Below are 15104 nucleotides of genomic sequence, written 5' to 3' on the forward strand. Positions count from 1 at the left end.
GTTGACAGGAAGTCGTCTATACTGACTTCCGGATCACAGGAAATAACTCGACCAATAAGGGGATTTACAATGCGTAAACTGACGATCGCCGGGTTTGCACTGGCTACAGCTCTGACAGCAGGTTGTGCCACCACTGATCAGGGCGCTATCGACGAAGCAAATGCAACTGCCAGCTCCGCTGAGCAGACTGCAGAGAATGCACTGAACACCGCTAACAGCGCTGCCAGCACTGCCCGCACTGCCCAGCAGACCGCGGAAGAAGCACTGGCCGCTGCTCGTGCAGCCCAGAAAGCTGCCGACGAAGCCAACGAGCGTGCCAAGCGTATGCTCCAGCGTGCCAGCCAGAAATAAGGCTGATACGTGACGAAAAGGCCGGCACTGCCGGCCTTTTTTATGCCTCCGGTTCGGGGGTTTCCGACCCGGACCCGGTTGTGCCTTTCGGTTTGTTGTCCTTCAGGAACGTGGTCATCAGCTCCATCGGCAGCGGGAAAACAATGGTGGAGGAATTGGTGTTACTCATGTCCGCCAGTGTCTGCAGGTAGCGTAGCTGCATGGAGCCCGAGTTGGTGGCCATCACATCGGCAGCCTCAACCAGTTTCCTGGACGCCTGCAGCTCGCCTTCCGCGTGAATGACCTTGGCCCGGCGCTCCCGTTCCGCTTCCGCCTGGCGGGCAATAGCCCGGATCATCGACTCGTTCAGATCCACGTGTTTGATTTCCACGTTGGCGACCTTGATGCCCCACTCCTCGGTCTGGGCGTCGATGATCTCCTGGATGTCGGAGTTCAGCTTGTCGCGCTCGGACAGCATTTCATCCAGATCATGTTTGCCAAGCACCGATCGAAGAGTGGTCTGTGCCAACTGGCTGGTGGCGGAGTTGTAGTCCTCGACCCGGATAATAGCCCTTTCGGGGTCAACCACCCGGAAGTACAGAACGGCGTTAACCCGCACGGTAACGTTATCGCGGGAGATCACGTCCTGGCTCGGGACATCCAGCGTGATCACCCGGAGATCCACCCGCACGATCTGCTGGATACCGGGGATGACGATGATCAGGCCCGGGCCTTTCACGCCCTGGAACCGGCCCAGGAAGAACACAACACCACGCTCGTATTCGGGCAGTATCTTGATCGCCGAACCGAGAATGAGCAATAGCACCACGGTGGGCGCCAGATAGGGAATCAGATCGCCAATCATACGGCCTCCTTGTCTTGCCGTTGGTTTCTGTCGGTCCGGTCAGCGCTGGTCCGAAACGACCCTGACGGTGACCGTCAGGCCTTCGATAGCAGTAACTCGCACCCGGTCGCCCTCGTGAACAGGGCTGTCGCTGACCGCGTTCCAGCGTTCACCGCTGAGACGGATATGGCCCCGATAGTGCCCCTGGTCCCCCGGGAAATCTTCCAGCGCCACGGCTTCCTCGTGGGTGATCTGCTCGGGCCCGCTCACCGGGTGCTGGCGACGAAGACCGATAAAACGGGTCACGGTCCAGAGGATAAAGCCGGCCGCCACTACGGCGGTGCCACCAATGGTTGGCAACGAGATGTCCCGGTGGCTGCCATCCATGAGGATCACCGAGCCGGTCACGAAGGCGACAATACCCCCCACCCCGAGGATGCCGAAGCTGGGCACAAAGGCCTCGCCCACGATAAACGCCAGCCCAAGGAGGATCAGTGCCAGTCCGGCATAGTTCACCGACAGCACCTGGAAGGCAAACAGCGCGAGGATCAGACAGATGGCGCCAATAACACCCGGCACCACTGCGCCGGGGTTGGCCAGCTCGAAGATAATCCCGTAGAAGCCGATGATCATCAGGAAATAGGCAACGTTGGGATCGGTAATCACCGACAGCAGGCGGGTACGCCAGTCCGGACCGGAACGGACAATCTCCAGATCGGCGGTTTGCAGGATGCGGTCCCCGGACGCCATGCGCACCGTTCGGCCATCAATCTGCTGCAGCAGGTCCCGGATGTTGGGAGAGACCACGTCAATGACGTTCCTGTTCAGGGCTTCGTCGGCGCCAAGATTCACCGCTTCACGGACCGCCTGCTCCGCCCAGTCGGCGTTACGTCCGTGGCGTTGGGCCAGTCCCCGGATGTAACTGACGGCATCTTCCAATACCTTGCGTTCCATGGCGGTGCCGCCACGACGCTTGCTGTCGCTGTCTTCCGTCTTTGGCGCGTCGTCCGGTGCCTCGGTTGCCGATTCGTCGCCGCTGCCGCTCTTGGGGTCGCCGGAATTCGGATCGTCCGCCGGCTCCGGACTGCCCGGCAAGCCGCCCATCTGCACCGGCGTTGCCGAGCCCAGGTTGGTGGCAGGCGCCATGGCGGCGATGTGACTGCCGTAGAGGATGTAGGTCCCGGCACTGGCGGCCCTTGCGCCCTGGGGTGACACGTAAGTGGCAACAGGCACGTCCGAGGCGAGGATCGCCTTGATGATATCCCGCATGGAATCCATCAGACCGCCCGGAGTATCCATTTCAATGACCACCAGGCCGTGACCCTCAGACTCCGCCCTGCGGATACCCCGGGTGACATAGTCCATGGTAGCAGGGCCAATCGCACCCTCGACAGTGAGCACCAGGGCGGTATCCGAAGAGGGTTGCTGGGCCAGGACGCGATGCGCCAGGGAAGCGAAGGCCATTACTGAACCGGCCAGAAGCACAAGTGCCCACAGCTTCAGGCGGCGGGTGTTCGGGCGTCTGCCGTCAGAAATACAGCCGCTGCTCCGGCTCATTTACCTTCTCCGGTGTTTTCTCCTCAACCGTCTTGTCGGCGGCCATCTGAGTAATGCGCTCACCGATCATGGTCGGCAGCCCATCGGCCTGGTCCACGGCAATCTCGATGGCCCCGCGCTTGACCTCAACCCCGGGGTGACGTTTCCGGAACGCTTCCACCTCTGCAAACACCTGCCGCCAGAGCCGGTCCCGGTCCTCACGGGGGTATTCTTCATGGGGGCGGTGTACCTCCAGCCAGACTTCGCCGTCGGAAAAGCCGATCTTGACCGGATCGTGCACCACCTGAACCGGCGTGCCCTTTTCAACCTGATAAACAAACCGGGAAATATCCTCGTTGTACATCCGGAAACAGCCGTGACTGACCGGCATGCCGACTCCGAACTGTTTGTTGGTGCCGTGGATCAGGTAGCCCTTCTCGCTGAGCAACAACGCGTGCGTGCCCAGGGGATTACCGGGGCCGGGCGGGATCATTCGGGGCAGGTATTCCCCGGCCGCCTCATACTCCGCACGTATGCTCGCCGGCGGGTACCAGGCCGGTGATTCCAGGGGCATGGTGACCTTGGCATCGGTCAGCGGCGAGGGGTTCTCGGCGGTGCCCACGCCCACCGGGTAGACCTGCACACCCTGGTCCGTGAAGTAATAAAGTCGGTATTCCGCAAGATTGATCACGATACCCTCACGCCGGGCATCGGGCAGAACGTACTGCCGCGGCAGGGTAATGGTGGTGCCCTCGCCAGGCAGCCAGGGATCCACCCCCGGGTTGGCTTTCACCAGCTCGAGATAACCCAGGGCCAGGCGATTGCCGATACCGGCAAAGGTATCCTCATAGCTGGTTTCGAAGACCCCCAGCTGGCCGGCCAGATCGCCGTCAATCGCAAAGGTGGGCACGCGCGGGCTACGGTCCGGCTGCTCTGGAGTGGCCTTGTCACCGGCGCCATTGGCCGACGGCTCCGCCATGCCGGTGCCAGCGAACACCAGAGCATGGGCCATGAAAAACAACGCTAGGATTCTGAACGACATAGCACACTTTCCGAAAACATCAGGTACCCGGGTACAGAGACAGGCATCCGTCTCAGGAGTTCATGTAAGTTGCCACCAGGGTCACAATGGCAAGCGCCACGAACAGCAGACTTGCGCCAATTCGCGCCATCGCCAGGGGCATCCGCTCCATCAGCCAGCGCCCAGCCATGATAACCGGTATATTGGCCAGTAGCATCCCCACGGTGGTGCCCAGTACCACCCAGAATGTCTCGGTAAACCGGGCAGCCAGTACCACAGTGGCAACCTGGGTCTTGTCGCCGATTTCGGCCAGGAAAAACATCACGGTGGTGGCCATGAACGCACCCATGCCCAGGAACCGGGAGTCGTCGCTGTCATCCTTGTCGGGGATCAGCAGCCACAGGGCAATGGCGACAAAACTGATGGCCAGGATCCATGGCAGCCAGGTATCCGGTATGAACGACGCAATCCAGGCACCCAGCCAGGCTGACAGCGCGTGGTTGAGAATGGTCGCAACCAGGATACCGAGAATGATCGGAAGGCGGGCGGCGTAACGGGCCACCAGGAACAGTGAGAGAAGTTGGGTCTTGTCGCCGATTTCCGCTATTGCAACGGCAACCGTTGAGGCGAGGAAAGCATCCATCAAGAAAACTCCAGGGCGGAAATCCAGACATGAGACAGCCCACCTTCCGCCCTACGGAGGTGCAGCCGCCTCAGGTCTTGCCAACTCCACCCAGTTGCCGGTGAAGCACGATAGCCATGGGGATTTGGCCCCAAGTATGTTGACTACCATCCGGCCGCAGTGACGATCCGGAGGCTACTCCCCTGAAGAGTGGTTCGCATGTTAATGAATTCGCCGCCCGCTCGCAAGCACCTGCCGGGCCGGGCTAGGCCCGCATGCGCCACACAGGGACCACCGCAAGGGACACGAACACCGCCACCAGCCACCAGGCCGAATGGAAGGCATTGATCGTTGGCAGGCCCGAGCTGTGCTCACCGAACTCAATGGTCAGGGCCACCAGATTCACCCCGAAGGCACCGCCGAGCTGACGCATGAAGTTGAGGGTACTCGAGCCGGCACCCAGCTCGCTGGATTCAAGCGGGTTCAGTGCGCCGGTCGACAGCGCCGGCAACATGAAGCCGATACCAATACGACCCAGCACGGTCCAGAACGCCAGCCACAGAAAGCCCAGCTCGAGGTCCGACAGGGCAAACAGCACTGCCGAGAGCGCAAACACGCCAATGCCAAAGGTCACGAGCATACGCGCGCTGTGTTTGTCCGCAAGGCGGCCCGCCAGCGGAAACACCATGCCCAGCACAATCCCGGCCGGCAGCATCATCAGACCGGCTTCCATGGCAGTAAAGCCCAGGGCGGTCTGCACGAACAGGGGCACCAGGTAGGTGGATCCGAACAGCGCCAGACCCAGGGCCATGGCCCCGAGACAGGCGCAAAGGAAGGCCGGTTTACGAAGCAGATTCAGATTGACCAGCGGGTGTGGGGTGAGGCGCTCACGCAGCACAAACAGCGTGAAGGACACCAGCGCCAGCAAAGCCTCCACGGCAATACGGACTTCCTGGCCGCTGGCCGCCTGGAGCCGGTTAAGGGCGTCAAGGGCCAGCCCGATGGTGAGGCCCAGCAGCACCAGCCCCGGCAGGTCGAAGCGGTAAGGCGCTGGTCTGGACACCGGCAACGGCAGGAAGCGCCAGGCCATGGCTACGCCAATCAGGGTCACCGGCGCCGGTGCGAACATCACGTAACGCCAGTCCAGCTGGTCCACCAGAAAACCGCCCAGTACCGGACCCAGTGCCGGCGCCAGTATCACGCCCATGCCATAGATGCCCATGGCCTGGCCGCGTCGGTTCCGGGGGAAAATCCGGAAAACCAGGTACATCCCCATGGGCTGCATCAGCCCGGCCATGGCGCCCTGGCCAATACGAGCCAAAATCAGCTGCTCAGGGGTCGCGGCAAAACCGCCCACGATCGAGATCAGGGTGAACACCGCCATGGCCGAGGCCAGCGTCTTGCGAACGCCGAAATGATCCAGCAGCCAGGAAGAGGCGAGCATGGTGGTGGTCATGGCAGCAATGAACCCGGTAGCCAGCCAGTGCACCTGGCCCTGACGGATACCGAATTCCACCATGATGTCGTGCAGCGCCACGTTGACCACCGTGGCACTGAGCACCGTTGCCATGGTGCCGGTCATCACGGTGATCACCGCCAGCCAGCGCCAGCGCTCTCCGTAACGGGCCCTCAGGCCTTCGACCGAGTTATCCGCCAAGGGTTACTTCTGCTTTTCCGCGTTTTCCAGAATCTTGTTGAAGACCTTCACGGTGCATTCGATGTCCTTGTCGCTGATGCCTTCGAGCATTTCTTCCCGAAGCCGCTCTGCGCGCTCTGACAGCTCATCCATGAAATTCCGTCCGGCCTTGGTCAGGTGCAGGCGCCGGGCCCGGCGGTCGTTCGGACAGGGTCGGCGCTCAATCAGCCCCTGCTGTTCGAGACTGTCCAGCAGTCGCACCAGGGTCGGGTTCTCGATGGCCATCAGACTGGCAAGTTCCCGCTGGGTCAGGCCTTCACCGCCTTTCTCCAGATACACCATGGTGCTCCAGCGGGCCTGGGTGACGCCCAGATCCTTCAGGCGCTCATCAAGCATTTTTCTCCAGCGACGGGTGACTCGCGCCACCGCAAAAGGGAACTGGTCTCTCATGGTTCTCTGCTCCTGAAACAGGCCGCTTCCGGCGCTTGGGCGCTACGTGTGGGCCATTAACTCACATTATCGGAAAGTTACCAATAGTATGCTAACCATTGAAATAAAAACAGATGTGGAAGTAAATACAAATCGGGAAAAACCGAAGTGCGTCAGCTGGCCTGACGCAGCTCCTCCTCGAGTTCCACTGCCTCGGTTGCTGCGTGGAACTCGTTGTTGCGGGGATCGATCTCGGTAAGCACCGGCGAGGTCTCCGGCATGGCGGGTACAAAGTGCTCCTGATCCTCCACCGCAACATCGTCGGTATGGCTGATCCGGTAACTGGTAATCAGGGCCAGCAGTACCAGGAATCCGGCATTGCCCACAAACAGCCCCTTGGGTCCCAGGAGATTGATCAGCTCGGCCATGGCCACCGGTCCAATCACGCTGCCAACACCATAGCTGAGCAGCAGGGTGGCACTGGCGGCCACAATACGGCTGCTCTCCATGCGGTCGTTGGTAATTGCCACGGCAATTGGATACAAGGTCGCGGACAGGCCCGTGAACAAACCCACCAGCAGGGTGAGCATCCACAGATTGGCAGCGCCCAGCACCGCCACCGCGCCCGCGGCACTGGCCGCAAACGCCGCCACCCAGAACATCACCCGGCGCCGGTCAAAGCGGTCACACAGGCGCCCCAGGGGCCAGGCCAGAATCATGGCGGCGACAATGGCACTGGCCATGAAGGTCGAGGTACGGGCCACATCCAGCCCCACCAGGGTCGCGTACACCGGACCCAGCGCATAGAACCCACCGATCATGATGCCGCAGATGAGCGATCCGGCCACGCCGGTGAAGGACTCCCTGGCCAGGGTGAAAATTGAAATGCGCTGGACCTGCTCGATCACCGGCGCTTCCATTCGGGTCAGCGACAGGGGTACCAGAGCCAGCACCAGCAGGATGGCGGCAATGGAGAAAGGCATGAAGTTGGCAGGGTCGCCAATATTCACGATCAGCTGCCCACCGGCCGCCGAGGTGTAGAACACAATCTGGTAGACGGCGAACAGGGCGCCGCGATTGGCGTTGGTGGCGCGGCTGGAAAACCAGCTTTCAATCACCACCAGCACACCGGCAATACTGAAACCGGAAATGACCCGCAGCGCCGCCCAGAAAATTTCCGAAACAGCCATCGGGTACAGCAGGGACGCTACCGCCGCCATGGCGGCAAACGCGGCAAAAGCACGGATGTGGCCAACACGGCCGATAATCCGGTGAACGTACAGCGTGCCCAGCACAAAGCCGATGGAATAGCACACCAGAATCCAGCCAATGATATCGGGCGAGACTGCCTCGATACTCAGACGGATACCGAGCAGGGTCATCAGAAAAGCGTTGCCACTCACCAGCAGAACAATGCTGAGAATCAGGGCAGACAGGGAAGTGACCATTCGGGTCATTGCAAGCAACTCCGGGCAGTACGGAACGGGTTTCGGACGATGACAGACACAATAGCAGCAAGCACCGGACTTTGCCGCGCGGTATTAGACCAGCCCGCGGCCCGCAAGCCACTAGGCACTTCCCGAAACCCGTTAACCACGTCACAAAAACTCTCGAAGGCTGTCGTAGAGCGGTTTGACAGGGTTTTACATTAATGTGCCGTAACAGACCCTGCGTGCTGGAGCAGGTAACATAATCCGCGAGCTATTCATTGGACCGTGAGCGCCTGGTTATGAAAAAAACGGACTGGCCCATCCGCTGGGATCTCCTGCTTCGCTATCGACTGATCGAAACCGTTGCCCTGTGGGAAGGTCGACTGACCACCAATCACATCTGCCACAGCTTCGGGATTGGCCGGCAGCAGGCGTCCAAGGACATCAACACCTATCTTCGGGAGCTGGCTCCCGGCAACCTGGTCTACGACCGGCATCTCAAAGGCTACGTTCCGGCTGCCAAATTCCGGCCGGTGGTCACGCGGGGGCTGGTCAATGAATACCTGGACCTGCTTGCCCGCCAACAGAACCTGAGCAACACCTTCGAGTCTCTCAACATCGGCCTGCCGGACAGCACCGTGGTTCAGGGACCAAACCGGGTGATTGCACCGGAAACCATGCGGGCAGTCGTAACGGCCACCCGTTACGGCCGGCAACTGCGGGCCAGCTACGCTTCCCTGAGCCGCCCGGAAGCGGTTGAGAGCATCCTCGAGCCCCACACCCTGGTATGCGCCGGAAACGCCTGGCACCTGAGGGCCTGGTGTGAATCCAACCGCGAGTTCCGGGATTTTGCCCTGAGTCGGTTCCGCACGTCACCGGAGGCCCTCAGGCAGCGGGCAAGACACACCCGGCAACAGGACGACGACTGGAATCGGGAAGTCACCCTGGTGATCCTGCCCGATCAGCGCCTCACCGAGGCACAGCAGGATATCATCGCCCGGGACTACGGCATGGAGCGTGGCCGCCTGGAAATCGACACCCGCGCTGCCCTGGCGCCCTATGTGCTGTCCCGGCTGGGCATCACCTTTGACAACCAGCATCCGGACCCGTTGATCCAGCAGCTGGAGCTGGCCAACCCCGATCAGCTGGGCTTCGGCAGCAAGCGCGAACGAGCACTCAAAGCCGTAGCCGGCCTGTCCTGATTGGCCTGCCCCAGTCGACCGATGTGATCTCACCGATCCTCCTTTTCCGCGCAGCGCTCGCCCTGGCCACAGGGCTGCTGCCGTCGGTGGGGCTGGCGGAACCCACCTGCGGGCGCCCAGCTACTCCCATAGCCACTGTCCAGGGCCATGGCCCCGCCTCACCCATGGTCGGTCAGACCGTTACCGTGGAGGGCATTATTACGCTGGATTCGCGAATCGAGGGCGGCTTCGGAGGTTTTTACCTGCAACAGTCGGATTCCGAGGCAGATCAGGATCCACGGACCTCCGAAGCCCTGTTCGTCTACACCAGGCGCAAGGCGGGAAAGCCCGGCAACCGGCTCCGGGTGACCGGCACGGTGAAGGAATTTCACGGCCTGACCGAGCTGGTGTCGACAAAGGAAGTGGCAGTCTGCGGCCCGGCACCCATGCCTGAGCCAATCGTGGTGACCCTGCCCTGGAGCCAGCCGCCAGAGCAGCTCGAAAATATGCGGGTACGCTTTGCCGAGCCCCTCACCATCGTCGACAACTACAATCTGACCCGCTACGGAGAGCTGACTCTGGCCGCAACCGATCAGGTTCAGCCCACCGAACTCCACCCGCCCGGCCCGGCAGCCCTGGCGCTTTCCGAGCAGCAGAAGCGACACCGGGTGCACCTGGACGATAACCGGGCACTGCGCAATCCCCGACCCGTACCCTGGCCCCCGGAGGGCCTGTCCTTTGCCACGACCGTGCGCGCCGGTGATCGCATCCGGAATCTGGCGGGCGTGCTCGACTTCCGCTTCGACGCCTGGCGGGTACAGCCCGAGTCGCCACCGGTCTTCGTCAATGCCAATCCCCGGCCGGCGGTCCCTGAACGCCCGCCCGAGGCAACCGTACGGATCATGGCCCTGAACCTGGCCAACTACTTCAATGGCGACGGCCGTGGGCAGGGCTTCCCGACCCCCAGGGGCGCAGACACCGAAGCTGCCTTTCGCCAGCAGCAGGGGCGACTGGTCAGGGCCCTTCTGGCCCCCGACCCCGACATCCTGGCGGTGACTGAACTGGAAAACGACGGCTATGGTGCAGACAGCGCAATCGCCGGCCTGGCAAAGGCCCTGGGAGAGCCGTGGCAGTTTGTACGCACCCCCGGCGGCGACGGCGATGACGCCATCCGCACCGCCCTGCTGTTCCGGGCAGACCGTGTACGCACCCTTGGCCCGGCCCAACGCCTGGCCCGCGGCCCGTTCCAGTCCAGAGGTCGGCCACCCCTCACCCAGGTGTTCCGGCCTTCCGGGGGTGACGCCAGTTTCCGGGTGATTGTGCCCCATCTGAAATCGAAATCCTGTCGGGGCGCCCGGGGCGCTAACCAGGATCAGGCCGACGGTCAGGGCTGTTACGCGCAGCGACGGGCAGAAGAAGCCCGGGCCCTGGCCGACTGGGCAGCGACACTCCCCGTTCCGCAGGGCTCGGCAGGCACACTGATTGCCGGCGATCTCAACAGCTACGCCCGGGAATGGCCACTTGCCATCCTGGAAGACGCCGGCTTCGCCAGCGCGGTCCATAGCCAACACGGCTGTACCGCCAGCGAATGCCCGCATTACAGCTATCGATACCGGGGAGCCAAAGGCAGCCTCGACTATGCTCTGATTTCCCGGTCACTGAGCAACCGCATGGTCAGGGCCCAAACCTGGCTGATCAACGCTGATGAACCACCAGCCCTCGGATACCGGGGTGACCTGGCAGGCAGCGGCGACGCACCCTGGCGCTCCTCCGACCACAACCCCGTTATACTCGATCTTCAACTGTAAGCGCCGGGACGCTCGCTCTGATGCCGATCCCGGACTGGCATTGGGGCCAACGTACCTCGCCACTGCAAAGGTAAACTGGCCGGACGACCCATAACTTCTGGTGGTTTTCCTATGCAGATTCCCGCACCCAACCTATGGCCCGCTGCCCGCACAGGCCAACGCCTGCTGGTCGGCGCCCGCCGTCGCGAAACCACAGTAGATGGTCACCGACTGGTGTTCCTTGAACGGGGCAAGCCCGGCGACGGCGTACCCACCGTTGTTCTGGTTCATGGTTTTGCTGCCATGAAGGAGAACTGGGCCCTTTGGCTCCAGACGTTGCCCAGGCACTGGCACCTGTTGGTTCCCGACCTGCCCGGCTTCGGCGAGAGCAGTTACCACAGCGACGCCAGCTACCGGTATGAGACCCAGGCCAGCCGCCTGCAGCAGTGGCTGGCGCGAGTGCCAACGGACAACCTGCACCTGGCCGGCAGCTCCATGGGTGGCGCCATTGTGGCGGTTCTTGCCCACCGGCTGGCTCCGGCGCCCCGATCCGTCACCCTGCTGAACAGTGCCGGCATCCCCGAGCACGCTGACGTGGATGTGACGGCGCCGGTGCAATCCGACCGGGACGACATCCTGATCCCCCGGGACTGGAAAGGCGTCTACCGGATGTTCAACAGCGTCGGTACGGGCAAGCCCTCGCTGTCCGCCCTTGCCATGGCCGGCCTGCTTGGCCCGGATCTTCTGGACCGAACGCCGGCCCTGCGGCACATATTCAACGACATGCTGGCAGACGGGTTCGCACCCGTGCGCTACCTGGGTCCAAAGACCTCGCCACTTCAGGTGCAGTGGGGCGATCGCGATGTGATCACACCCACCCGTTGCGTGGACTGGTTCCAGTCGGCAACCCCCCATGCCGAAATCCATATGTTCCGGGGCATCGGGCACCTGCCCATGCTGGAAACGCCCTGGCGCTCGGCCGCCGTTCTCAAACGCTTTGTTCAGTATCACAGCCGGTAGGTCAAGCGCCCGGGCCCTATGGTAATTGGCCTTTCGGGCCATTCGCTCCGTCAACCCGGTCATGGGGGAAACGCACCGAACAGGCCATAATCCTCAGAACTACGCCGTTGGCGACATAACAAGAACAGAACCAGACGAGGAATTCCCCATGCGCGCCTCCGTTTCAACCGCACAGGACCTGGGCATGCCGGCCATCTACCTGCATCTGCTGGCCGAGCTGCTCCGCAGTATCGGCGTGGACGAGCAGGACCTTCTGCTCCGGGTCGGCCTGGATCCGGCCAGGCTGGAGTCCACCGATCTTCGGGTGAGCCAGCCCCAGGCCAGTGAATTCGTCACCCGGGCCATTATCGAGAGTGGCGAGCCGGGCCTCGGCATTCTGCTGGCGAAGGAGCTGAAGCTGCCACTGCACGGCGCCCTTGGCACCGCCGTCATGAGCAGCCGCACGCTGGGCGATGCCCTGGAACTGATGACCCGCTACCTGACCCTGCGAGTGCCACACCTGCAGGTTCGCAAGCGGGAAAACGCCGGCCTGGCCTGCTACCAGGTTACCTGCGACGTGGACCTTGGCCCCCTGCACGGATTCATCATGGACGCCATGCTGTTCGGCTGCGTGTCCATGGGCGCCCAGCTCACCGGTTCGGTGGTGGACGGCCTGAAGATACTCCGCCGCGGTCCTGAGCCGGCCTATTTCCGCCGGTTCCGTTCACAGATCCCGGTGCCGGTGGAATTTGACGCGACCGAGAATGCGCTGGTTGTGCCCGCTGCACGCCTGGCGCTGCCAGTCCGGTTCACCGACGACCAGCTGGCCGCGTCTTCCCGGGCACAATGCGAGGAAGCCCTGCGACAGCTGACCGAGGACGCCGGCTTTTCCTGCCGGGTCAGGCGTGTGATCGAGACCAGCCACCCGTTCCCGCCCAAGCTGGCGAGGGTCGCCGGCACCCTGTTTGTCTCCGAGCGCACCCTGAAGCGGCGGCTGCAGGAAGAGCAGGCCAGTTTTCAGCAACTGGTGGACGAGGTAAGACTGGAGCGAGCCGGGGACCTGCTTCGTAACTCGGGCCTGAACCTGAGCCAGATTGCCGATGCCCTCGGCTATGCCGACGCCGCCAACTTTACCCGGGCCTTCAAGCGCTGGACCGGCACCAGTCCGAGCCAGTACCGGACTCAGGCCGACCGATCCGAAGCGCCGGCTCAACAGGCACTGGCGGCGGATTAGCGATCAATCGATACCGACAATCTTGTGCATCTGCAGGGTCAGGCGCCACTGTGGATGCGCCAGGCAGTAGTCGGTGGCCAGGCGGGTGTTGCTCTGTTTGATTTCGTCCCGACCAGACGCCGGTACCGACGGCGATGCCATGGGTGACAGAAAATAGTGCCGGGCCCGAATCGACAGGAACCGCTCGGGCGGGGCCAGCGGTTGCGGGTAGACCAGCTTGAGTTCGTCGCAATCGTGGATCACCACCTCGGCATCGGCCTTGGGGCTGACACACAGCCAGTCAATGCCTTCGGGGGCGGGCAGAGTGCCGTTGGTCTCAACCCCCACCTCCAGACCCTGGCGGTGGAAGGCATCAATCAGCGCCCCGTCGAGTTGCAGCAGCGGTTCACCACCGGTACAGACCACGTAGGGGCGACCATCGGCTTCCGGCCACAGGCCCCGGATGTGGCGCGCCAGGGCCTCGGCCGTTTCAAAACGACCACCGTTCTGGCCATCGGTGCCAACAAAATCGGTATCACAGAAGTTGCACACAGCCCCGGCACGGTCCTTTTCACGACCGGTCCACAGGTTGCACTTGCTGAAACGGCAGAACACCGCCGCACGGCCTGCCTGGGCACCCTCGCCCTGGAGCGTGTAGAAGGCTTCCTTGACCCGGTACATCAGTGCGCCACCTCGTAGTCCAGTGGATCCGTCACCCCGTTGGCGGCGAAGGCCTCCAGGCGCTCAACGCAGGAGCCGCAGCGGCCGCAGGCCTGCTCGCGGCCGTTGTAGCAGGTCCAGGTGTGGCGGTAATCAAGCCCGAGGCGGAGCCCTTCCGCCAGTATCTGCCCCTTGTCCATGGCCATGAACGGCGCCTCGATGGCCACCGCTTCGTAATTGGCGATGCGACAGACCGCATCCATTTTCGCCACGAATTCCGGACGGCAGTCCGGATAGATGGCATGGTCCCCGCCATGGGCCCCGTACCAGACGGCACTGGCACCCACGGTTACCGCGTAGCCGGTGGCCAGGGACAGCAGGATCATGTTGCGGTTGGGCACCACGGTGGCCTTCATGCTGTCTTCCTGATAATGCCCTTCGGGCACCTTCAGATCCGACGTCAGTGACGATCCGGCCATGACCACCTCGCTCATGGCGCGAATGTCGATGGTCTGGTGGGGAATGCCATGGGCCTCGCACACCGACCGGGCGCAATCGAGTTCGCGCACGTGGCGCTGGCCGTAATTGAAGGACAGGGCATGTACCTGATAGCCCCGGCTGCGAGCCAGGTGCAGCAAGGTGTAGGAGTCCATACCTCCGGAATAGATTACAACCACGGTGTCAGTCATTCGGGCTCCCCGTATGGTGCGCTTGGGTTCTGGGTGGTTTACTGTCGCGTCCCGTGTCGGACGCTGTCATCGGGCTTTTACATCGAGTGGACATATTGTAACAGTGCACGCACAGGTTCGGTTCGCGTCTCGGGTTCGGGGCGGGTAAACTCGGCTAAAAAACAACGGATCAACTACACTGGCGCCATGACCACGACACGCCCGGCATTCATCGACTTCGAGGCCTCCAGCCTCGACCTGATCGCGAGCTATCCGATTGAGGTAGGCATCTGCATGCCGGACGGAACCCTGCACAGCTGGCTGATCTGCCCCCACGTGCTTTGGCAGGACTGGTCGGACAGTGCCGAACAGATCCACGGCATTACCCGGGAAACTCTTGAGGCAGAGGGCACGCCGGTCAGCGAAGTCGCGCAGGCGCTCAATGAGCTGCTGCCCGACCAGGTGTTCTGCGACGCCTGGACGTTTGACAGCTTCTGGCTGCACCGACTGTTCCGGGCGGCCCGCATTCGCCCTCAGTTCCAGCTGGAATCCATCTCGGTGTTACTCAACGCACGCCAGGTCCGGCAATGGTCGGCCATGCGTCAACAGGTCATCGGCGAGCTGGGCTTGCCGGTACACCGCGCAGCCAATGACGCCCTGATCCTGCACAAAACCTGGGAGCGGATGACCATCGAGGGGGAATCCGTCGCGTCAGTGGCAGGTCAGGACCGTCAGGCCTGACCTGCAT

Annotated in this window: 15 protein-coding genes and 1 riboswitch; of the genes, 6 read left to right on the forward strand and 9 right to left on the reverse strand. The window is 62.5% G+C overall.

What is annotated here, in order from left to right:
* The first annotated feature begins 69 nt into the window (after positions 1–69).
* Complete coding sequence (locus tag ACFC20_RS02455; protein WP_091989520.1) at positions 70–351, forward strand: Lpp/OprI family alanine-zipper lipoprotein; 282 nt, start codon at positions 70–72, stop codon at positions 349–351.
* A gap of 40 nt (positions 352–391) precedes the next feature.
* On the opposite strand, the gene ACFC20_RS02460 is transcribed toward ACFC20_RS02455, so the two are convergent.
* The 7 genes from ACFC20_RS02460 to ACFC20_RS02490 form a co-directional block, all read right to left on the reverse strand.
* Entirely contained in the window at positions 392–1195 is an 804-nt protein-coding gene (locus ACFC20_RS02460; protein WP_375191603.1) for a slipin family protein, read from the reverse strand.
* A gap of 39 nt (positions 1196–1234) precedes the next feature.
* A complete protein-coding gene (locus ACFC20_RS02465) occupies positions 1235–2731 on the reverse strand; it encodes a nodulation protein NfeD (RefSeq protein ID WP_375191604.1) in 1497 nt (498 codons plus the stop codon).
* Positions 2703–3689, reverse strand: coding sequence for a L,D-transpeptidase family protein (locus ACFC20_RS02470; protein WP_375191636.1), 987 nt, complete (start codon positions 3687–3689; stop codon positions 2703–2705). Before ACFC20_RS02470 ends, ACFC20_RS02465 begins: the two co-directional genes overlap by 29 nt.
* A 115-nt stretch (positions 3690–3804) precedes the next feature.
* Positions 3805–4374: a TMEM165/GDT1 family protein gene (locus ACFC20_RS02475; RefSeq protein ID WP_375191605.1), complete on the reverse strand. Its 570-nt coding sequence runs from the start codon at positions 4372–4374 to the stop codon at positions 3805–3807.
* A 7-nt stretch (positions 4375–4381) separates the two neighbouring features.
* A riboswitch (yybP-ykoY riboswitch) is annotated at positions 4382–4567 on the reverse strand.
* 51 nt (positions 4568–4618) lie between these two features.
* Positions 4619–6010 (reverse strand): DHA2 family efflux MFS transporter permease subunit, encoded by a 1392-nt coding sequence (locus tag ACFC20_RS02480; protein WP_375191606.1) that lies wholly within the window; start codon positions 6008–6010, stop codon positions 4619–4621.
* Positions 6011–6013: 3 nt separating this feature from the next.
* Positions 6014–6439: a MarR family transcriptional regulator gene (locus tag ACFC20_RS02485; RefSeq protein WP_091989504.1), complete on the reverse strand. Its 426-nt coding sequence runs from the start codon at positions 6437–6439 to the stop codon at positions 6014–6016.
* Between the two features lie 152 nt (positions 6440–6591).
* On the reverse strand, positions 6592–7875 hold the full coding sequence (locus tag ACFC20_RS02490) for an MFS transporter (protein WP_375191607.1): 1284 nt from the start codon (positions 7873–7875) through the stop codon (positions 6592–6594).
* Positions 7876–8147: 272 nt separating this feature from the next.
* Between ACFC20_RS02490 and ACFC20_RS02495 the strand changes: the two genes are divergently transcribed.
* From ACFC20_RS02495 to ACFC20_RS02510, 4 genes are all read left to right on the forward strand, one after another.
* A complete protein-coding gene (locus tag ACFC20_RS02495) occupies positions 8148–9050 on the forward strand; it encodes a helix-turn-helix transcriptional regulator (protein ID WP_375191608.1) in 903 nt (300 codons plus the stop codon).
* A 23-nt stretch (positions 9051–9073) separates the two neighbouring features.
* Positions 9074–10837: an ExeM/NucH family extracellular endonuclease gene (locus ACFC20_RS02500; protein ID WP_375191609.1), complete on the forward strand. Its 1764-nt coding sequence runs from the start codon at positions 9074–9076 to the stop codon at positions 10835–10837.
* Positions 10838–10948: 111 nt separating this feature from the next.
* Complete coding sequence (locus ACFC20_RS02505) at positions 10949–11836, forward strand: alpha/beta fold hydrolase (protein WP_375191610.1); 888 nt, start codon at positions 10949–10951, stop codon at positions 11834–11836.
* A gap of 148 nt (positions 11837–11984) precedes the next feature.
* Positions 11985–13049: an AraC family transcriptional regulator gene (locus ACFC20_RS02510; RefSeq protein ID WP_375191611.1), complete on the forward strand. Its 1065-nt coding sequence runs from the start codon at positions 11985–11987 to the stop codon at positions 13047–13049.
* Positions 13050–13052: 3 nt separating this feature from the next.
* Here the strand turns inward: ACFC20_RS02510 and queE are convergent, their stop codons facing one another.
* Both queE and queC read right to left on the reverse strand, forming a co-directional pair.
* Positions 13053–13709, reverse strand: a complete 657-nt coding sequence (gene queE, locus ACFC20_RS02515; RefSeq protein WP_375191612.1) for a 7-carboxy-7-deazaguanine synthase — start codon at positions 13707–13709, stop codon at positions 13053–13055.
* Positions 13709–14377 carry a 7-cyano-7-deazaguanine synthase QueC gene (gene queC, locus ACFC20_RS02520; protein WP_375191613.1) on the reverse strand — a complete coding sequence of 223 codons (669 nt, stop codon included), beginning with the start codon at positions 14375–14377 and terminating at the stop codon, positions 13709–13711. Before queC ends, queE begins: the two co-directional genes overlap by 1 nt.
* Positions 14378–14563: 186 nt before the next feature.
* Between queC and ACFC20_RS02525 the strand changes: the two genes are divergently transcribed.
* The gene (locus tag ACFC20_RS02525; RefSeq protein ID WP_375191614.1) at positions 14564–15097 is read left to right on the forward strand and encodes a hypothetical protein; all 534 of its coding nucleotides are present in this window, start codon (positions 14564–14566) and stop codon (positions 15095–15097) included.
* Positions 15098–15104: the final 7 nt, after the last annotated feature.

The sequence above is a fragment of the Marinobacter sp. genome, from assembly GCF_041984545.1.
GTDB lineage: Bacteria > Pseudomonadota > Gammaproteobacteria > Pseudomonadales > Oleiphilaceae > Marinobacter.